We start from the raw sequence: 19,640 nt of genomic DNA on the forward strand, positions 1-19,640 counted from the left end.
CACATCCCGCGTGCTGCCCGTGGACCCTCCCTCACATCCTGCGTGCTTGCCGTAGACCCTCCCTCACATCCCGGCCTTAAATACCGGACGCTCCCTCACTGGCGAGAAGCAAGTGAGGGAGCGTCCGTGGTTATCAGTGGTGATGTGAGGAAGGGTTAGTGCACCAGTTCCTCGGCGCCGTCCTTTGAGCGGTCGCTGCGGTTTAGCTTTGCGCCCTCAACATCAACGTCCGGCAGGATCCGGCCAAGCCACTTGGGGAGCCACCAGGCCTTTTCGCCGAGCAGGTACATGATGGCCGGGACGATTGTCATGCGCACAACGAACGCATCGATCAGCACGCCAAATGCCATCGCGAAGCCGAGCGGCCGGACCATGGTCAAGTGGCTGAAGATGAAGCCGGAGAACACACTGACCATGATGATGGCGGCCGCGGTCACCACCGCGGCGGCGTGGCTGAAGCCGGAGCGGACGGCGTGCTTGGCTGACTCACCGTGCATGAAGGACTCCCGCATGCCGGACGTAATGAACACCTGGTAGTCCATGGCCAGGCCGAACAGCACGCCGATCAAGATGATGGGCAGGAAGCTCAGGACGGCACCCGGATTGGCGACGTCGAAGATTCCTCCCAGCCAGCCCCACTGGTAAACGGCGACCACTGCGCCGAAGGCGGCGGCGAGGGAGAGCAGGAATCCACCCGTGGCCAGCAGCGGCACCACGATGGAGCGGAACACCAGGAGCAGCAGGATCAGGGAGAGTCCCACCACGATCGCGAGGTACGGCGGCAGGGCCGCGCCGAGCTTGGCGGAGACGTCGATGTTGCCTGCCGTCTGGCCTGTCAGGCCGATGGTCACGCCAAGGTCGTCGTGGATGGCCGTGCCCTTGGCCCGCAGATCAGAGACAACCTGGACGGTCCCGGCGCTGGCAGGTCCTTCTTTGGGGATGACCTGGAAGACTGCGGTGCGGTGGTCGTCGCTCAGCGCAACCGGAACGGCCGCAACCACGTTGTCGACGCTCCGGAGCTGGTCGGCGACGTCGTACTGCTTGTTCTTGGCGTCGTTGTCGTTCAATCCCTCGGGGAATTCGCCCACCACGATGATCGGGCCGGTCATGCCTTCGCCGAAGCTGCTGCGGGTGAGGTCGTAGGCCTTATATGCCTGCGAATCGACGGGTTCCGATCCGCCGTCGGGCAGGGCCAGGCGGAGCTGCGAAGCCGGCAGCGCCAAAGCGCCCAACAGCACGACGCTTGCGATCAGGGAAACCCATGGGTGGCGCGTCACCAGCCCGCCCCAACCGCCGCTGCTCCGCTTCTCTTCGAGTTCGCGGTCGGCAGCTTCGTGGCCGGGTTCGGCGTTGTGCTTGGCGGCCTTGGCCCAGGCGCGCTTGGAGATGAGCCTGCGGCCGATCAGGCCGAGGACGGCGGGCGTCAGGGTCAAAGCCACGACGACGGCGACAGCAACTGTCGCTGCGGCGGCAACACCCATGACAGCAAGGAACGGCAGGCCCGGAACCACGAGGGCCGCCAAGGCGATGATCACGGTAAGGCCCGCGAAGAGCACCGCGTTGCCGGATGTGCCGGTAGCCAGTGCGGCCGATTCTTCTCCGTCCATGCCGGCCAGGAGTTGGGTGCGGTGACGGTTGACGATGAAGAGGGAGTAGTCGATGCCCACTGCGAGGCCGAGCATCAGCGCGAGCATGGGGGAGATGGAGCTCATGTCGATGACGCCGGTGAGCGCGAACGTTCCACCGACGCCCACTGCCACGCCAATCAGGGCCATGAGCAATGGCAGGCCGGCGGCGATAAGGGTGCCCAGCATGAGGATCAGGACGAGGGCCGCAACCGCGACGCCGACGATTTCAGCGATGCCGAAGATTTCCGAGACGTCCTCGGTGATCTCCTTGCTGGCGTAGGCTGTGACGCCTGCCGAGGAAACGCCGTGCACGATCTCCTGGACTTCTTCGCGAACAGCGGGATCGACGGCATTGATGGAGGTCTTGAACTGGACCTGCGCGACGGCGGCCTTGTTGTCGTTGGAGACGAAACGCAGCCCCTCGGAGGCTTCAGCCTGCCGTTTGCCGAGCGCCAATGCCGCGGCGCCGTCGGCGGCTTCCTTCGCCCCGGCGTCGAGCTTTTCCTTGGTTGCGGCAAGTTCAGCGCGCTGCGGAGCCAGTTGCGCTTCGATCTGGGCGGGCGTGAGGCCGGATGCTGCAAGCTGCTGCTCCACGCCGGCAAGCTGTGCTTCGCCTGCGGTCAGTTGCGCGCGGCCTGCGTTCAGCTGGGCCTTGCCTTCGGCGGCTTTGGCTTCACCGGCGGCGATGTCGCCGGCTGCCTTGTCCAGCTGCTCCTGCGTGGTGAACGGGTTGACCGTTCCCTGGACGTCCGGCAGGCTCTTGAGCTTCTCAAGGGCTGCGGACACGGCGTCCTTCTTGGCCTGGTCGAATCCGGCATCCCCGGCGTCGAAGACCACGGAGGCTGACCCGCCGGAAGCGTCAGGCAGTGCTTCTTTGAGCTTGTCGGCCATCCGTTGGGTTTCGGTGCCCGGAATGGTGAAGTTGTTGGACATGGTGCCGTGGAAGGCTGCGGCCGAGCCGCCCACTGCCACCAGGACGGCCAGCCATATTGAGATGACCAGCCAGCGGCGGCGGTAAGAAAACTTGCCGAGACGGTAGAGGAACGAAGCCATGTCAGAACCGATCTGTGGTGGTTGCGGCGGAGGTGGGGACGGGATGGCGGGAGGCGCCCGACGGCGGCGCGAAGCCGGCACCGAGGAGGCCCATCGCATCGATGAGGTGCTGGCGCAGGGTCGCCAGTGATTCGGAGGAGAGGTCCGGTCCGCGTTCGGCGAACCAGACATTCATGGCGGCTTTGCCGCAGGAGATAACAGAGCCCGCCAGTGCGTGGAGGTACAGCTCGCTGACGCCGGAACCCAATCTGGTGCGGGCGGCGTCGATGATCTGCTCCGTGCAGTGGTCCCAGGCTTCAAGCTCGGAGCGGGCCAGCGAACGGTTGTCCTGGGTGAGGCTGAACAACTCGGCCATGGGGGCAACGGACATCGGGTCAGCGAGGGCCATCAGTGCGGCCTGTGCTGATTCGAGGATGGACTCGTCCGCCGGGCGCAGCCGGAACTGCTCCAATGCGTGGTCCATGAAGCCGTCCGCCACGGAGGCGAGGGCGGCTTCGAGGGTGGGGAAGTAGTTGAAGAACGTGCGCCGCGATACACCTGCGGCGGCAGCGATGTCTTCGACGGTGAAGTTGCCGGACCCTTGGCTGCGCAGAAGGTCCAGGGCTGCGGCCGCGATGGAGCTGCGGGTGGCCGCTTTGTTCAGCTCGCGCCGTGATGGGGTGCCGGCGCCGGAGAGGGCAGGGGAATCGGCGGCGGGGTCGTGGGTGTTGCTTTGGGTCACGTAATTACACTAAGTGCAAGTTTGCACTCTGCGCAATTTGAGGATGGTGAATGTGGAAAGTCCCGCCCTCGTTCGAACGAGGGCGGGACTATCGGAGCTTCAGATCAGAACTGCTGAGGCGGGGCTGGCGGAGTCGGCTGCTGAGGCGGAGCCGCGGGAGCGGGCTGCTGCTGGGAGGCCGTCTTTGTCAGGTAAACCGACTGTCCCGTGGCGCCGGGCTCGCCCTCGCCCAGGGGCAGGACGTAGACGGCCGTGCCGTAGGCGCAGACTTCGGTCCAGTTGGTGCCCATTTCGGAGGTGTCAAAGCGCATGGCAACGATGGCGTTGGCGCCGCGCTGCTGTGCCTCGTTGACCATGCGCGCCATGACTTCCTGGCGGCTTTCGTAGAGTGCCTTGGTCATTTCGGGCAGCTCGCCGCCGCCGAGGGAACGGAAACCGGCAAGCATCTGGGAACCGATGTCCCGCGAGCGGACGGTGAGGCCCATGACTTCGCCGAAAACGGCGTCGATCCGGTGGCCCGGGATTTCATTGGAGGTGACGATCAACATGGTCAGAGCCTATCCAGCTTTCGGTCCTTTAACGGGGAAATCCCCCGGGGAGATCTCCCCGGGGGATTTCCGTCAGTCCGTACTGGCGCTGAGGACGGCAGGCGTTAGGCCTTGGAACCGGCCAGTTCACGCTCGTCGGCTTCAGCTGCTGCCTTGTCTGCCGCGTACTCATCGGCGAAGGCGGCACCGTTGCGCGGCGCGTTGTACAGCGACTCGTCCAGGATGCCCTGGCGCTTGGCCACGATGGCGGGGATCAAGGCCTGGCCTGCCACGTTGACGGCCGTGCGGCCCATGTCCAGGATGGGGTCGATGGCCAACAGGAGGCCGACGCCGGCCAGCGGCAGTCCCAGCGTGGACAGGGTCAGCGTCAGCATGACGACGGCGCCGGTGGTGCCTGCCGTAGCGGCGGAACCGAGGACGGAGACCAGCACGATGAGCAGGTACTGGGTGAAGTCCAGGTTGATGCCGAAGAACTGCGCTACGAAGATTGCGGCAACGGCCGGGTAGATGGCAGCGCAACCGTCCATCTTGGTGGTGGCGCCCAGGGGCACTGCGAAGGAAGCGTAACCGGAGGGCACGCCCAGGTTCCGTTCAGTGACGCGCTGCGTGAGCGGCAGCGTGCCGATGGAGGAGCGGGAGACGAACGCCAGTTGCACTGCCGGCCAGACGCCGGAGAAGTACTGCTTGATGGAGAGTCCGTGAGCCCGTACCAGGATGGGGTAAAGGACGAACAGCACCAGGGCCAGGCCGATGTAGATGGCGGCGGTGAACTTGCCCAGCGAGCCGATGGTGTCCCAGCCGTAGATGGCAACAGCGTTGCCGATCAGGCCGATGGTGCCCAGCGGGGCGATGCGGATGATCCACCACAGGACCTTCTGGATGACGGCCAGTGCGGAGGCGTTGAAGGTCAGGAAGGCCTCAGCCTGCTTGCCCACCTTGAGGGCTGCGATGCCGACGGCGATCGCGACCACCAGGATCTGGAGGACGTTGAAGCTGACGGAAGTGCTCACCGTGGTGGCTGTGTTGGCGCTTTCCGTGACGGTGGAGCTCGCACCAAGGCCCAGGAAGTTCTTCGGGAACAGGCCGATCAGGAAGGCCCACCAGTCACCGGTCTTGCCGGCGTATTCGGCTTTCTGGGTGATGCCCGTGGCGGCGCCGGGCTGCAGGAGCACGCCCAGGCCGATGCCGATGAGCACCGAAACCAGCGAGGTGATGGCGAACCACAGCAGCGTGTTCCATGCGAGGCGCGCGGCGTTGGAGACCTGGCGCAGGTTCGCGATGGAGCTCACCACGGCGGTGAAAATCAAGGGAACGACGGCGGTCTGCAGCAACGAGACGTAGCTGGAGCCGATCGTCTGGAGGGTTGCGCCGAGACCGTTGGGGGCTGTCTTGGTGCTGCCCGTGTACTTGGCGATCAGGCCGAGAACGAGGCCGATGATGAGGGCTGCGATGATCTGGACGCCGAAGGATCCGGCCCACTTGGGGAGCCGGAAGCCGGATTTTCCAGCTGAAGGGGAGGTGTTGGTTGAGGTGCTCACCGGAACACGGTAGGTGCACCTCAAATAACATAGCGAACGGACGTTGAGAAATGTTACGTGCGTGAAAGTTATTCCCGCCCGGGACGTGGCGTGCGTCTCGCCGGACGCCCGTCCCGGGCGGGTTTTGGCTAACCCAGCAATGCCCGGCGCAGGACGTCCAGCCCCACCGAGCCGATGTTCAATGCTTTGCTGTGGAACGATTTCAGGTCAAAATCCTCCTGCGATTCGAGTTCAGCGCGGATCTGTTCCCAGAGGCGCTGCCCCACCTTGTATGACGGAGCCTGTCCGGGCCAGCCGAGGTAGCGCGCGAATTCGAACTGGAGTTGGCCTTCGCTGATATCGAGGTTGGCCTTGAGGAAGTCGAAGCCCTTTTCCGGGGTCCAGGTTCCGGTGCCCCAGCGTTCGGGGACGGGCAGTTCCAGGTGGACGCCGATGTCGAACACCACGCGGGCTGCACGCATGCGCTGGCCATCGAGCATGCCCATGTGGTCGCCCGGGTCTTTGAGGTAGCCCAGTTCCAGCATGAGCTGCTCGGCGTAGAGTGCCCAGCCCTCGCCGTGCCCGGAGACCCAGCACACGTTGCGGCGCCAGTTGTTCAGGAGTTCGCGCCGGTACGTTGCCGTCGCTACCTGGAGGTGGTGGCCGGGGACGCCCTCGTGGAACACCGTGGTGGTTTCGGACCAGGTAGTGAAAGTGTCTTCGCCGGCCGGTACGGACCACCACATGCGGCCGGGCCGGGAGAAATCATCGGACGGGCCGGTGTAGTAGATGCCGCCTTCATCGGTAGGGGCGATCATGCACTCAAGCGTCTTCATGACGTCGGGGATGTCGAAATGGACGTCGGCGAGTTCCGAGACGGCGCGATCGGAGAGCTCCTGCATCCAGGCCTTGAGAGCGTCGGTGCCCTTGATCTGGCGGGCAGGATCGTTGTTGAGGATGTTCTTGGCTTCCTCGATCGACGCGCCGGGCTTGATCTGTCCGGCTACTTTCTCCTGCTCGCCGATGAGCCTCTCAAGCTCCTGGACACCCCAGGCGTAGGTTTCTTCGAGATCCACTTCGGCGCCGATGAAGGAGCGGGATGCGAGGGCATAGCGTTCGCGTCCCACTGCGTCCTTTTCCGGGGCTGCGGGGAGCAGTTCGTCCCGCAGGAAAGCACCCAAAGAGCTGTAGGCAGCGCGTGCCGCTGCGGTGCCGGCGTCGAGCTTGTCCTGGACCCCGGCGGGCAGCGGCGCGCCATCAATGGCCGCGTTGGCAGCCATCTTGGCGAAGAATCCGTCCCCGGCGGCGTACCGGCCGGTCTGCTCGATGACAATCCGGACCTGGCGGGCTGCGGCCACCTTGCCGTCTTCCTTGGCCGCGCGCAGGGACGAAATGTAGCCCTCGATGGCCCCGGGAACGTTGGCCGCGCGGCCGGCGATGTGTTCCCACTGCTCCGCGGTGTCCGTGGGCATGAGGTCGAAAACGGCGCGGATGTCCTGGGCGGGAGAGGCGATGTTGTTCAGGTCCGCGGCATCCCAGCCGGACTCGTGGATCTCAAGGTCCAGACCCAGCCGCTCGCGCATGGCGTCGAGGGTGACGGCGTCCACATCATCGGAGGGCTCAAGGCCTGCCAGGGCGTCCAAGGCCAACCTTGTGGCCTCCGCATGGGCTGCGGCCCCGGCAGGCGAGTAGTCCTGGTACTCCGTTTCGTGCCCTGGCAAGCCCAGCGTGGTGGCGAAACCGGGATTGAGTTCGATCAGCTTTTCTGTGTACGCGTCAGCGACGGCATCAATGGCGGACTTTGGGCGTACGGGGGTGTTTGCAGTAGTCACCCACAGAGCCTAACCGCGTCCGCGTCTACGTGAAAGGGTTGTTGAACTCTTGGGCGGTAGGAAAACTACCCTCGGCTGCGCCGCCACGCGCCGGGACCCGGGCTGGGGTCCAGGCGCAGTTGTTGGCGACGGACCCAGTGCCGGACATTCGGCTTGGTTGGAGCCGCTTCCTGCGGAGCGTTGAGGGAAACCACGACGGCGGCAATCGCCGCGAGTTCCTCGGCCGTCGGTTCGCCCTTGACCACTGAGAACAGGGGTTCGGCGGCTGCTTCGGCGGGCAACTGGTCCGGCGCGGAATCGGCGCGGTGCTTGGGTGCGGTCACAGCGGGATGTTTCCGTGCTTCTTGGTGGGCAGGCTGGCGCGCTTGTCGCGGAGGGCCCGCAGGCCGCGGATGATCTGCAGGCGGGTGTCCGAGGGGGCGATCACTGCGTCAACGTAGCCCAGCTGTGCAGCCTGGTAAGGATTGAGGAGTTCTTCCTCGTAGCCCTGGATGATCTCGGCGCGCTTGGCCTCTACGTCTCCACCGGCCTCGGCGACGGCTGCGAGATCGCGGCGGTAGAGGATATTGACGGCACCCTGGGCGCCCATGACGCCGATCTGTGCCGTGGGCCAGGCAAGGTTGAGGTCGGCTCCGAGCTTCTTGGAACCCATCACGATGTAGGCGCCACCGTAGGCCTTGCGGGTGATGACGGTGAGCTTGGGGACCGTGGCTTCGGCGTAGGCGTAGAGGAGCTTGGCGCCGCGGCGGATGATGCCCTGGAATTCCTGGTCCTTGCCGGGCAGGAAGCCGGGGACGTCAACCAGCGTGATGATGGGGACGTTGAAGGCGTCGCAATGGCGGACGAACCGTGCCGCCTTTTCCGAGGCCGAGATGTCCAGCGTGCCGGCGAACTGCATCGGCTGGTTGGCGACGATGCCCACGGTGTGTCCCTCGACGCGGCCGTAGCCAATGATCACGTTGGGCGCGTAGAGCGACTGCATCTCCAGGAAGTGGGCATCGTCCACGATCTGCTCAATGACCTTGCGCATGTCGTAGGGCTGGTTGGCGGAGTCCGGAATCAGCGAGTCCAGGGCGAGGTCGTCGTCGTTGAGTTCCAGTTCCTGGTCGTGCTCAACAACCGGGGCTTCGGAGAGGTTGTTGGACGGAAGGAAGTCCAGGAGTTCGCGCACGAATTCGATCGCGTCGGCCTCGTCCGATGCCAGGTAGGTGGAGGTACCGGTGGTGGCGTTGTGCTGCCGTGCGCCACCCAGGGTTTCCATGTCCACGTCTTCACCGGTGACGGTCTTGATGACGTCGGGGCCGGTGATGAACATGTGTGAGGTCTTGTCCACCATCACCACGTAGTCGGTCAGGGCGGGGGAGTATGCTGCGCCGCCGGCGCAAGGGCCCATGATGAGGGAGATCTGGGGGACCACGCCGGAGGCATGGACGTTGTTGCGGAAGATGTCCGCGAACATGGCCAGTGAGGCCACGCCTTCCTGGATGCGCGCGCCGCCGCCGTCGTTGATGCCGACAACCGGGCAGCCGTTGCGGAGGGCGAATTCCTGGACCTTGACGATTTTCTCGCCGTTGACCTGGCTCAGCGAGCCGCCGTAGACGCTGAAGTCCTGGCTGTAGATGGCCACCAAGCGGCCATCTACGGTTCCGTAACCGGAGACCACGCCATCACCGAGCGGCTTCTTCTTTTCCATGCCGAAGGCTGTGGAACGGTGGACCGCAAGGGCGTCGAACTCAACGAAGGAATCCGGGTCAACCAGGAGGTCGATGCGCTCACGGGCGGTGTTCTTGCCGCGTGCGTGCTGCTTCTCAACCGCTTCCGGGCCGGAAGGCTGCTCTGCCCGTGCCTGGCGGTCGCGGAAGTCGGCAATCTTTCCCGCTGTCGTTGTCAGATCGTGGCTCATCAAGTGTCTCCGGCTCTGTAGCTGATATTCGCTGGCGCAGTCCTGGGTGCGGACAGAAGCTCACTTAAGTAGCTTCCGTACAAAGAACAGGCCCCGCAGGCCAGTCTAGTGACGCCTTTGCCGCGAACCGCTGTAGAAACCCTACAATTTTCCGCGTCGTAGCCAAATCCTTCACTATGTTACCCGTCGGTAACATAGTTGGGTTAGAGTGTCCCCATGAGTTCAAGCAACGACGCTTCCAGCACACTTTCCCCGAGTGGCAGCCCCTACGTCGCCACGGGTTCGCTCAAGGACCGGACCATCCTGATGTCAGGCGGAAGCCGTGGCATCGGGCTGGCCATCGCCACCCGCGCGGCCCGCGACGGCGCAAACATCGTCCTGATGGCCAAGACCGGCGATCCCCACCCGAAACTGGAGGGTACGGTCTTTACGGCTGCGGAGCAGTTGGTCGCTGCCGGCGGCCAGGCCCTGCCGCTGGTGGGGGACGTCCGCAATGACGACGACGTCGCCGCGGCAGTCACAGCCGCCGTCGAGCGTTTCGGAGGCATCGACGTCGTGGTCAACAACGCCTCGGCCATCGACCTGTCCCGCACCGACGCTGTCGACATGAAGCGGTACGACCTCATGCAGGACATCAACGTCCGTGGAACATTCCTGTTGTCCAAGCTGGCGCTGCCTGCCCTACGGGAATCCAGTCACGGCCACATCCTCACGTTGTCCCCGCCACTGAACCTCGACCCGAAGTGGGCGGGGATGCACCTGGCCTACACCATGGCCAAGTACGGGATGAGCCTGACGACCCTGGGCCTCGCGGAAGAATTGAAGGACGACGGCGTATCGGTCAACTCGTTGTGGCCATGCACCCTGATCGACACCGCCGCGATCCGCAACATGCCCGGTGGGCGTCAAATGGTACAGGCAGCCCGTGGCCCCGAAATCATGGCCGACGCAGCGCATGCAGTGCTGACGGGGTCCGGAGCCACAGGCAACTTCTATACGGATGAGCAAGTCCTGCGAGCGGCCGGCGTCTCCGACTTTTCCCCCTACAGCCTCGGTGCGCCGGAAGACCGCCTGGTGCCTGACATCTTCCTCTAAGCGTTTTCACGGGTTCTTTTCAGGGCCGCCGGCATTCCTGGACGGCACAACTGGATAGGATTCAGCTATGGATGCCGAACAGCCAGACAGCAGCGAAGCAGTTGACCCGCCCAGCGGCATGGAGCGGCCCGCACTGGACCGCGCGGCGCTGCTGGATCCGGACTTCCTGTCCTCCGCCGGCATCTCGCAACTGAAGATTGTCGACTCCACAGGGTCCACGAACGCGGACCTGGTTCGGGCCGTGACAGTAGAGCCGGGCAAGTGGGCCGATCTCGCGGTGCTGACGGCCGAACACCAGACGGCCGCACGCGGACGCCTGGACCGGCACTGGGAAGCCCCAGAGCGCTCTGCGGTCTCAGTCTCGATCGTGCTGCGGCCCGTGACGTCCCAAGGAATGCCCGTTCCGACCCAAAGCTACTCGTGGCTGTCACTTCTCGCAGCCGTTGCCCTGCGCGAAGCCCTGCAGGAAACGGCCGGGCTGCCGGCCGACATCAAGTGGCCGAATGATGTCCTTGTTAACGGGCGGAAGATCGCCGGCATCCTTGCCCAGATGACGCCTCTCGGGGACGGATCTGTCCCAGCGGTGATCCTCGGGGTGGGACTGAATGTCTCTCTCGCCGAGGACGAGCTCCCCGTACCGACTGCGACATCGCTCGCCGTGGAAGGAGCCACGACGACGGACCGCACCACGCTGCTGAAAAGCTACCTGTCGCGTTTCGCCCGGCTTTACCGCAGCTTCTGCAACTCCGAGGGTGACCCTTCGGCCGGTTTGGCCGGGGGAGCGTCCTTGCATAAGCGGGTCGAATCGGCCATGGTCACCTTGGGCCGGGAGGTGCGCGCGCATCTGCCGGGCGACCTCGAGCTGGTCGGCCACGCGTCCCGCCTGGATGAGCATGGTTCGTTGCTGGTGGTGGACCACGGTGGCCGGGAACACGTCATAACTGCCGGCGATGTGGTGCACCTCCGCGCCACAGAAAGCGGTTATGCGTAAAGAGTTGCTTCCGGGGGAGCAGGTCATCACCATCACGCGTCAACAGGCCCGCTCGCTCTTCTTTCCAGTGCTGGCCTTCATTGTGGTTCCTGCCGTCGCTGCCTATGCCTGTGCCTGGGTCATCAAGGGCAACGCCCAGCGGCTGGTGCCCTTCATATCAACGGAGTGGACACCGTGGCTCGTGGGTGCGTGCGTGGTGCTGGCGGCGTGGTTCCTGCTGGCCTACAGCATCAAGCGGGTACTGAAATGGCGATCCATCAGATACACCCTCACCAGTCGACGCATACTTGCCAGATACGGAATGTTCAGGCGCAACGACTGGCAGATTTCCCTGGCGGCCATCCGCCATGTGGAAGTCCATCAGAGCCTGCTCCAACGGACATTGCACTCAGGGAATATATCCTTGGATACCGGGCACTCCGGAACAGCGCTGCTGGCAGATGTCCCGGAGGTGGGGAAATTCAGGGGCTTCATCCTTGACGCGTTGGACGAACTCCCGCAAGGTGAGGTTTTTGAGGGTGAACTGCTGGGGGACTATGAAGAATTGCCGTGGGAATTGAGAGAAGGTGGATGAGATGAGCGTTGAGGATCAGCAGTCCGGCGAGGACCTGGACCAGGAGTTCGACGCCGTACCCGAACCTTCAGTGGACGACGACACGGAAGAAGACGACACGGACGACGACGGCACGGACGACGACGACACAGACGACGACACAGCCGCCGGGCCATCCCAGGCCTCCGTTCCTACAGGCCCGCCCACTGGCGTGATGTCGGCAGAGCGGCTGGCGATCAAGGCCCTGGAGGCAAAGCTTCTTGGCGGCGAACGGAAGCTGCGTCGTCGTGAAGTGGCCGCTGGTGCCGGCGTTTCCATTTTGTCTGCCCGTAAGGTGTGGCGCGCGCTGGGTTTCCCGAACTTCAATGACGAGGACGTCGCGTTCACCGAGCGCGACCAGGCTGCACTGTCCAGCATCCTGGACCTGGTGCGCGCCGGCATCCTGACCGAAGAAGCCGCCATCTCCGTGACCCGCTCCATCGGCCAGATGACAGACCGCATGGTGGTCTGGCAGATCGAAGCGTTGGTCGAGGACATGGTGTCCGAACAGGGCATTCCGGATGCCGTTGCGCGAAAGCAACTGGTGGGACGCTTGCCGTCACTGGTGGATTCCCTGGAAGAGATCCTCGTCTATTCGTACCGACGCCAGCTCAACGCCGGCGTCCAACGGCTCGCTGTCCGGGCCGAAGCCGGTTTGCAGGCCAGCGAGGAAGGCCGCGAAGGGGACGAGGACGATTCCCCGTTGCCCTTGGCACGCGCAGTGGGCTTTGCGGACCTCGTCTCCTACACCAGCCTTTCCCGGAGGATGAACGAGAAGACGCTGGCCCAGTTGGTGCAGCGTTTCGAGAACAAATGCGCCGAAATCATCTCCGTTGGCGGTGGTCGACTGGTCAAGACTGTCGGCGACGAAGTGCTGTACATTGCCGAGACGCCGGCCGCCGGGGCCGAGATCTCGCTTGCTTTGGCGCAGGCCTTTACCGAGGACGAGATCCTGCCCCAATGCCGGGTTTCCATGGTGTGGGGACGCATTCTTTCGCGGCTCGGCGACATTTATGGTCCCACCGTGAACCTGGCCGCGCGCCTCACGACGCTCGCCCAGCCCGGGACGGTGCTGGTGGACGCCATGACCGCAGCTGCCCTCGGCCAGGACGACCGCTTCGTGCTGGTGCCCCAGAAGTCGGAGAACGTCCGTGGCTTTGGCGAGATCCATCCGGTCATGCTGGCCCGCGGCCGTGGCAAGGGCCTGGTTCTCGACTAGGACTGTTCGTTCCCGGGCAATGCCCGACGTTCCCCGCCGATCGCTGGGCGGGCCCCACGGACTGTTGCGTTCCTGGCAGCCCATGTTGCGCACTCTTGGCTAATCGATGGATTAACCCGGTACTCTTAGCTTGTTTGTGTTGTGATGGCCCGGGGTTCGGTGCTGGCTGCCTAAAAGTGGGGAATTTGGATGACTCTGACCAATGGGTCCGGGAATCGTCGTGGCAAGATCCGGCGGCGGAGGGTTATCACGGCTACCGCCTTCACAGCCGCCGCAGCAGTGCTCGTGACGGGTGCCATTCTCTACCCCGGGTTCAAGACCACTGAAGTGGACCTGAACGACGGCGGTGTCTGGGTAGTCAGCAAGTCCAAGAATGCCGCCGGCCGGCTCAACTATCCGTCCAAGTCCCTGGATGGTGCCGTCACTCCGGCCAGCAAGGACTTCGACATCCTTCAGCAGGCCAGTGACGTGTTCATTGATGATGCCGACGGCGCCACCATCAATCCCGTCAGCGCCGCCAACATGCGCCTGGGCGGAGACCAAAAGCTCCCGGGGTCGGCAGCTGTAAGCTTCGGCAACAAGGTCCTGGCCGTCACCGATCCCTCCAAGGGCAAAGTCTGGGCGCTCACAGCCGGTTCGGTCGGCGGATTCAGTGACGAGGCCGAGCCCGTCCTGGAACAGTCCACCGGCATCGTGTCCGTCGTTGGCACCGACGACACCATCCACACCGTGGATCCGGAGACCGGCAGCCTGACGGCCACCAAAGTCGATGCCAACGGCCAGTCGGTGGATTCCCAGGTCCGCAAGGATGATGCGCTGAAGGGCGCCGGCGACCTCCAGCTGACCGCGGTGGGGGACAAGGCTGTGGTCCTCAACGAGGCCACAGGAAACATCGTCCTGCCGGGCGGAGCCACCGTCCACTTGGACGACGCCCGCGACGCCAAGCTCCAACAGAGCGGGACTGCCGCGGACTTCGTGGCCATCGCCACCAAGAAGGCACTGTTGCTGCAGCCCCTGGACGGCAGCACAGCCAAAACCATCCGAGCTGACGGCGAAGGCGTGCCCGCAGCGCCTGTCCATCTGGGCTCCTGCACCTACGCGGCCTGGTCCGGGGCCAACAAGTACCTGCGCGAGTGCACGAACGAGGCTGACAACCGCCGCGCTGACGTCCCCAAGGCGAGTGCGTCGCCGTCGTACGTTTTCCGGGTCAACCGGGACCTCGTGGTACTGAACGACGTCAACTCCGGCAACGTCTGGATGGTCAACCAGAACATGCAGCTGGTCAACAACTGGGACGACGTCATCCCACCCCAGCAAACATCCGACGACGCCGACAAGGACTCCGCGGACGAAGTCCAGCAGACAGTCCTTCCGGACCGCAGCAAACCGAACACTCCACCTGTCGCGAAGCCGGACGCTTTTGGCGTGCGGGCGGGTAAGACAACGCTCCTGCCCGTGCTTGACAACGACGCCGACTCCGACGGCGATGTCCTGACCGTCTCGGCCGATCAGGTGCTCAAATCGGGGGCGTTGGCCCCCGTGTACGGCGGCACGGGTTTCCAGATCACGGTTCCTGCCGATCAGTCCGGGAGCGAATCGTTCAAGTACTCCGTGGATGACGGCCGAGGAGGGACTGCCTCGACCACTGTGGATCTGAGGATCGTTCCCCCCGGTGAGAACGCCGCACCGCAGCAGAAGCCCAACCGGAACAACGCCTTGGTGGTGCAGGCCGGAAAGATCGCCAACCAGTACATTCTCAGTGACTGGATCGACCCCGACGGCGATGACCTGTTCGCCGTGGCGGCCAGCAGCAGCGATCCCGCGGACCAGGTGCGGATCAGGCCCGACGGGCTTTTGACGTTCCAGGACTCGGGGGCCGGTCCGGGGAAGAAGACGATTTCCGTGACGGTCTCCGATGGCACGTTGAGCTCCGAGGGGCGGATCAGCGTGGATGTCCGTGCGCCGGGAGCCCTGCCACCCATTGCCAACGCAGACCACGTGGTGGCCGTCGCCGGCCAGGACACGGTTATTGCACCCCTCAAGAACGACTCCGATCCACAGGGAGGCACGCTCCGCCTGGCTCAGGCGCAGGCGGATGACCAGGCGACGGCCGTGATAGGTCCGGACCAGCAGACCTTCTCGTTCAACTCCACGAGTGTCGGTCCGCACTACGTCACCTACATGGTCACCAACGGACCTGCCAGCGCGCAGCAGCTGGTGCGCGTCGACGTCGTGTCCGGCAGCAACGACGGCGCGCCCGTGGCGGTGCGCGATATCGCCCTTCTTCCCAGCGGCGGCAGCACAGTGGTGGACGTGCTTGGCAACGACTCGGACCCGGCCGGCGGCGTGCTGGTTGTCCAGTCCGTGACAGCCGCGGACGGCCTGCCAGTCACGGTGGCGGTGCTGGACCACTCGGTGGTCAAGATCACCGATATCCATGCCACGGGGCAACTTTCCCTCAAGTACACGATTTCGAATGGCAAGGCCTCCGCCACCGGAGACATCTCGGTCCAGGTGGTCCCCGCCCCCAGCAAGCTGCAGGCACCGCAGGCGAAGCCCGACGAAGTTTCAGTACGGGTTGGCGATGTGGTCACGATCCCCGTCCTGGAGAACGATTCCGACCCCAACGGCGGTGAGCTGACCCTCGATCCAGTCCTGGCGCAGCAGCCGGACGCGGCCGACGGACGGATGTTCATCGCGGGCAATTACCTGCGCTTCATTGCGGGCGACGTCCCCAAGACGGTGTATGCGATCTACAAGGTCAGCAACTCCTCGGGGCAGACCGACTCGCAGCAGGTGACCATACGCATCCGCGCCAGGGATGACGCCACCAACACCCGCCCTGAGCCCCGGAACCTGACCGCACGGGTCGTCGCCGGGATGACCGTCAAGATCCCGGTCCCGCTGGACGGCATTGACGCCGACGGCGACTCCGTCCAGCTCATCGGCGTGGACAAAGCACCCGCGATGGGCACCGCTGTGGTGCGGGACGGCTACATGGAGTTCACCGCCGGCGGCAAGTCTGCCGGGACGGATACCTTCAGCTACCGCGTGCGGGACCGCATCGGCGCCGAAAACACAGGCACCGTCATTGTGGGGATCGCTCCGGCAGAGGCCAACAACCAAAAGCCGATCGCCGTCGATGACGCCATTGATGTCCGGCCGGGGCGCCGCATTGCGGTGGATGCCCTCAAGAACGACTCCGATCCGGACGGCGACCCCATCGGCCTGGTCAATTCGTTCGAAGCCAATCCTGATCTCCAGGTGGAAGCTGCCTCCGGCAAGATCCTGCTGACGGCACCCGGCGTTGCCGGAACCGAGAGCATCAGTTACCGGATCCAGGACGACAAAAAGGCCGAAGCCAGCGCTGTGGTCAGGGTCCAGACAAGTCCAACGGCGGCCCTCCACGTTCCTGTGGCTGTGGACGACCGCGTCACACTGGCTGAGACGTTGGGCAAGACCGCCGTCGACGTTCCGGTATTGAAGAACGACTCCGACCCCGACGGCGTCGCCGAGGACCTCACCATTTCACTGCCGGATGGAAATCCAAACGCACGGGTAGGTACCGCCGGCAACGTGGTAGTGACCCTCGTCCCGCAAGAGCAACTGATCCCGTACACCGTCACGGACATGGACGGTCAGTCAGCCACCGCCGTGATGTGGATTCCAGGCCAGGGCCTCCAGTACCCGACCCTGGCAAAAACAGAACCTGTGGAAGTGATGTCCGGCAAGGACGTCACGCTGGCGCTGCAGGAATATGTCCGCGTCCGGGAAGGCCGCCAAGCCCGCATCACCGTGGCGGACAAGATCCGCGTTCAAGGCGGGGACCCCTCAAACGTCATCTCCGGTGATGGAAACGCGCTGCGGTACGCAGCCCAAGCCGACTACGTTGGCCCCGGATCCATCACCTTCGAGGTCACTGACGGCTCCGGCCCGGACGATTCCCAAGGGTTGAAGTCCACGTTGACCATCCTTACCAAGGTCATTCCGGACCCCAACGCCAACCACCCGCCGACCTTTAGCGGAGCATCCGTGGAAGCTCCCAAGGGTGAGACTACGGACGTTGAACTGGCCAACCTGGCCAAGGACGTCGACGAAAGGGACCAAGGCAACCTGAAGTTCGAGCTCGACGGCCAGCAAGCGGCAGGTTTCCAGGCCAAAGTGGAAGGTACCGTCCTTAAGATCACCCCGGACCTCTCGCTCAATCCAGGGGCCGTAGGCTCGTTCCCGCTCAAGGTCACCGATGGCCGCTCCGACGCGGTGCGCGCAACTGTCACCGCCACCGTCGTCTCGTCTAACCGGCCGCGGCCGGTTGCCAACGACGACGCCGTTGAGAAGGCCAACGCGGGCCGTTCGGAAACAGTGAACGTCCTCGCCAACGACTTCAATCCTTTCAACGACGCACCATTGACCATCGAAAACGCGGCAGTGGAGACCGGGTCCGCCGCCGGCCAGCCGACGGTGTCAGGAGAGTCGATCACCGTCACCCCGGCCGATGGTTTCAAGGGTGTCATGGTGGTCCGGTACACGGTGCTGGACAAGACCAAGGACCCTTCCAGGCAAGCAACCGGCCGTGTCCGCATCACAGTGCGGGACAAGCCCGATGCTCCGTCCGCCCCCGTAGCGACCGACGTCAGGAGCAGGACTGCCGTCCTCAAGTGGACGCCGCCGTCGGACAATGGCGCAGCCATCACCAAATACACCGTGAAGGCGGCAGGTTTCGAGCAGGTATGCCCGACCACCACCTGCACGCTGTCCGGACTGACCAATAACGTGAAGTACGTGTTCACCGTTTACGCCACGAACGAGGTAGGCGACTCGCCGGCATCCACGGCGTCCAACGAAATCCGGCCCGATGAGAAGCCCTCGCCCCCGGATGCCCCCACGGTCAAGGCCGGGGACAAGAACATGGCAATCACCTGGACCCCTGCCAAGACGGAGGGGTCGCCGGTGAAGCACTACAACCTGGAAATCTCACCGCCTCCGGCCAACGGCATTGCCGTGAAGAACGAGGTCACCGGACTCACATACACCTGGCCGGGACTGACCAATGGTGTGAAGTACAAGGTGCGTGCCCAAGCGGTCAATGAGCTCGGGCCCTCCGATTGGGGCATGTATTCCGTTGAGGACAACCCCGCAGGCCTCCCGGGGGCACCGGCGGCTCCCACTACCGCTGTGGTGCAGTCCGTGGGAGCCCAAAACCAGATCCGCGCCGATTGGACGGAACCGGATGTCAATGGTGATCCCATCAAGGCGTACTACGTCACCATGAGTGGTGGCAATGGGGTGCCCCAGACGCAAACGATCCCAGGCAACGTCCGCTCCGCAGTCTTCACCGCACAGAACGACGAAAAGGGCTACACATTCACTGTTCAAGCGGAGAACAAGGCCGGAAAGGGAAGCGTTAGTGCGCCTTCCGCTCCCCGGCGTGCCACGGGCATGCTCGGCACCGTCAACAACGTGTCGGCAACCCCGGCCAACACCGGGGGAGCAGGTCGTGCGGTGACCATCAACTTCACCGTTCTCGACCAAAGTCAACGCAATGGGTCCAGCCAAAGCGAAGTGAGCTACCGCTACGTCGCCAGTACCGGACAGTCGGGTCCTATCAGCCCAGGGCAGACGGTGAGCGGCTTCACCAATGGGCAGGCCACCACCATCACGGTCAATGCCGTGTCCACGGTGGCCCCAAGCTCCAATCCCAGCGCACCCGCCACCACCACACCGTATGGTTCGCCTGGCACCCCCTCGGCGTCCGGTGCCAACGGTGGCCAGAACCAAACCACGCTGACCCTTAACTGGTCCTCGCCTTCCACGGGCAGCAACGACGTCGCCGCGACCAAGATCAGGATCACCGGCGGCGGAACGGACACCGGGTGGATCAACGAATCCGCCTCCGGCAGCCGGGTTGTGAACACGGGCGGATACAACCAGACCCGGACCATTCAGGTCCAGACCTTCAACTCGGTGGGCCAGGGTGGAGCCGTGGCTTCGGCCAGTGCCCAGAGCGGTCCGCAGAAGACGTCGTGGGACGCTACGCTGCCGGCCGGCAGTTTCCGTACCTGTACGGACACGGCGGCATCGGGACAGACGTCCTGGGACCCGAACACGCCGGGCCACCGCTGTGACGGCGTGGTCTACGGCACCCCGTGGCAGTACGAGTCAAACGGTTCCTTTACGGTCAATTGCTACATCAACCGCAGCACCCCGTACCTGAACTACGCGGCGTGGTACCGGCTGACCAGCGGTCCCAATGCCGGACGCTTCATTGCGCAGGGCAACACCACCCTGGGCGATCCCGGACCCCACCAGATACCGCAATGTTGAGGCCATCAGCACCGCGGCGCGGGGCAGTTGTCCCCATCGCGCTTCACGGCTCCAAGACAGTACGCTGTCAAAGCCAATGGATAGCCCGGTCTCGGGTTTCCTTGGCTGGCCGTGGGGCGCGTGGGATAGTCTTAGGGACTGAAAATTCCGCCGCCGTTCGGGGGTACTGCGGATTGTACGGCTGCCGGCACCTGCCGGATGGCTTGGAAGCCACTGG

General features: G+C 64.3%; 12 protein-coding genes. 5 read left to right on the forward strand and 7 right to left on the reverse strand.

All coding sequences use genetic code 11. The features are described from left to right. Window positions 1–155: 155 nt before the first annotated feature. From JMY29_RS06625 to JMY29_RS06655, 7 genes are all read right to left on the reverse strand, one after another. Window positions 156–2,681, reverse strand: a complete 2,526-nt coding sequence (locus JMY29_RS06625) for an MMPL family transporter (protein ID WP_189075859.1) — start codon at window positions 2,679–2,681, stop codon at window positions 156–158. Between the two features lies 1 nt (window position 2,682). Next, window positions 2,683–3,402: a TetR family transcriptional regulator gene (locus tag JMY29_RS06630; RefSeq protein WP_039240398.1), complete on the reverse strand. Its 720-nt coding sequence runs from the start codon at window positions 3,400–3,402 to the stop codon at window positions 2,683–2,685. Between the two features lie 104 nt (window positions 3,403–3,506). Continuing rightward, a complete protein-coding gene (locus tag JMY29_RS06635) occupies window positions 3,507–3,950 on the reverse strand; it encodes a YbjQ family protein (RefSeq protein WP_064721867.1) in 444 nt (147 codons plus the stop codon). Between the two features lie 104 nt (window positions 3,951–4,054). Next, window positions 4,055–5,488: a dicarboxylate/amino acid:cation symporter gene (locus tag JMY29_RS06640; RefSeq protein ID WP_189075858.1), complete on the reverse strand. Its 1,434-nt coding sequence runs from the start codon at window positions 5,486–5,488 to the stop codon at window positions 4,055–4,057. Between the two features lie 128 nt (window positions 5,489–5,616). Further along, the gene (locus tag JMY29_RS06645) at window positions 5,617–7,299 is read right to left on the reverse strand and encodes a DUF885 domain-containing protein (RefSeq protein WP_189075857.1); all 1,683 of its coding nucleotides are present in this window, start codon (window positions 7,297–7,299) and stop codon (window positions 5,617–5,619) included. A gap of 65 nt (window positions 7,300–7,364) precedes the next feature. Next, complete coding sequence (locus tag JMY29_RS06650) at window positions 7,365–7,622, reverse strand: acyl-CoA carboxylase subunit epsilon (RefSeq protein ID WP_018777397.1); 258 nt, start codon at window positions 7,620–7,622, stop codon at window positions 7,365–7,367. After that, entirely contained in the window at window positions 7,619–9,202 is a 1,584-nt protein-coding gene (locus tag JMY29_RS06655; protein WP_018777398.1) for an acyl-CoA carboxylase subunit beta, read from the reverse strand. Before JMY29_RS06655 ends, JMY29_RS06650 begins: the two co-directional genes overlap by 4 nt. Before the next feature lie 216 nt (window positions 9,203–9,418). Between JMY29_RS06655 and JMY29_RS06660 the strand changes: the two genes are divergently transcribed. The 5 genes from JMY29_RS06660 to JMY29_RS06680 all read left to right on the forward strand — a co-directional run bounded on the left by JMY29_RS06660 (window position 9,419) and on the right by JMY29_RS06680 (window position 19,423). Next, window positions 9,419–10,297, forward strand: a complete 879-nt coding sequence (locus tag JMY29_RS06660) for an SDR family oxidoreductase (RefSeq protein ID WP_189075856.1) — start codon at window positions 9,419–9,421, stop codon at window positions 10,295–10,297. A 67-nt stretch (window positions 10,298–10,364) separates the two neighbouring features. Further along, window positions 10,365–11,288: a biotin--[acetyl-CoA-carboxylase] ligase gene (locus tag JMY29_RS06665; protein ID WP_018777400.1), complete on the forward strand. Its 924-nt coding sequence runs from the start codon at window positions 10,365–10,367 to the stop codon at window positions 11,286–11,288. After that, window positions 11,281–11,862: a PH domain-containing protein gene (locus JMY29_RS06670; RefSeq protein ID WP_189075855.1), complete on the forward strand. Its 582-nt coding sequence runs from the start codon at window positions 11,281–11,283 to the stop codon at window positions 11,860–11,862. Before JMY29_RS06665 ends, JMY29_RS06670 begins: the two co-directional genes overlap by 8 nt. A 1-nt stretch (window position 11,863) precedes the next feature. Continuing rightward, window positions 11,864–13,099: an adenylate/guanylate cyclase domain-containing protein gene (locus JMY29_RS06675; protein ID WP_189075854.1), complete on the forward strand. Its 1,236-nt coding sequence runs from the start codon at window positions 11,864–11,866 to the stop codon at window positions 13,097–13,099. 189 nt (window positions 13,100–13,288) lie between these two features. After that, the gene (locus JMY29_RS06680; protein ID WP_189075853.1) at window positions 13,289–19,423 is read left to right on the forward strand and encodes an Ig-like domain-containing protein; all 6,135 of its coding nucleotides are present in this window, start codon (window positions 13,289–13,291) and stop codon (window positions 19,421–19,423) included. The last annotated feature ends 217 nt before the right edge of the window (window positions 19,424–19,640 follow it).

It is taken from the genome of Paenarthrobacter nicotinovorans, from assembly GCF_021919345.1.
GTDB classification, from domain to species: Bacteria; Actinomycetota; Actinomycetes; order Actinomycetales; family Micrococcaceae; genus Arthrobacter; species Arthrobacter nicotinovorans.

What these genes read in the sequence shown, in the direction of transcription:
- JMY29_RS06625 (WP_189075859.1), bottom strand. Translation starts at nt 2,681, where the DNA reads ATGGCTTCGTTCCTCTACCGTCTCGGCAAGTTTTCTTACCGCCGCCGC.
- JMY29_RS06635 (WP_064721867.1), bottom strand. Translation starts at nt 3,950, where the DNA reads ATGTTGATCGTCACCTCCAATGAAATCCCGGGCCACCGGATCGACGCC.
- JMY29_RS06655 (WP_018777398.1), bottom strand. Translation starts at nt 9,202, where the DNA reads ATGAGCCACGATCTGACAACGACAGCGGGAAAGATTGCCGACTTCCGC.
- JMY29_RS06660 (WP_189075856.1), top strand. Translation starts at nt 9,419, where the DNA reads ATGAGTTCAAGCAACGACGCTTCCAGCACACTTTCCCCGAGTGGCAGC.
- JMY29_RS06665 (WP_018777400.1), top strand. Translation starts at nt 10,365, where the DNA reads ATGGATGCCGAACAGCCAGACAGCAGCGAAGCAGTTGACCCGCCCAGC.
- JMY29_RS06670 (WP_189075855.1), top strand. Translation starts at nt 11,281, where the DNA reads ATGCGTAAAGAGTTGCTTCCGGGGGAGCAGGTCATCACCATCACGCGT.
- JMY29_RS06675 (WP_189075854.1), top strand. Translation starts at nt 11,864, where the DNA reads ATGAGCGTTGAGGATCAGCAGTCCGGCGAGGACCTGGACCAGGAGTTC.
- JMY29_RS06680 (WP_189075853.1), top strand. Translation starts at nt 13,289, where the DNA reads ATGACTCTGACCAATGGGTCCGGGAATCGTCGTGGCAAGATCCGGCGG.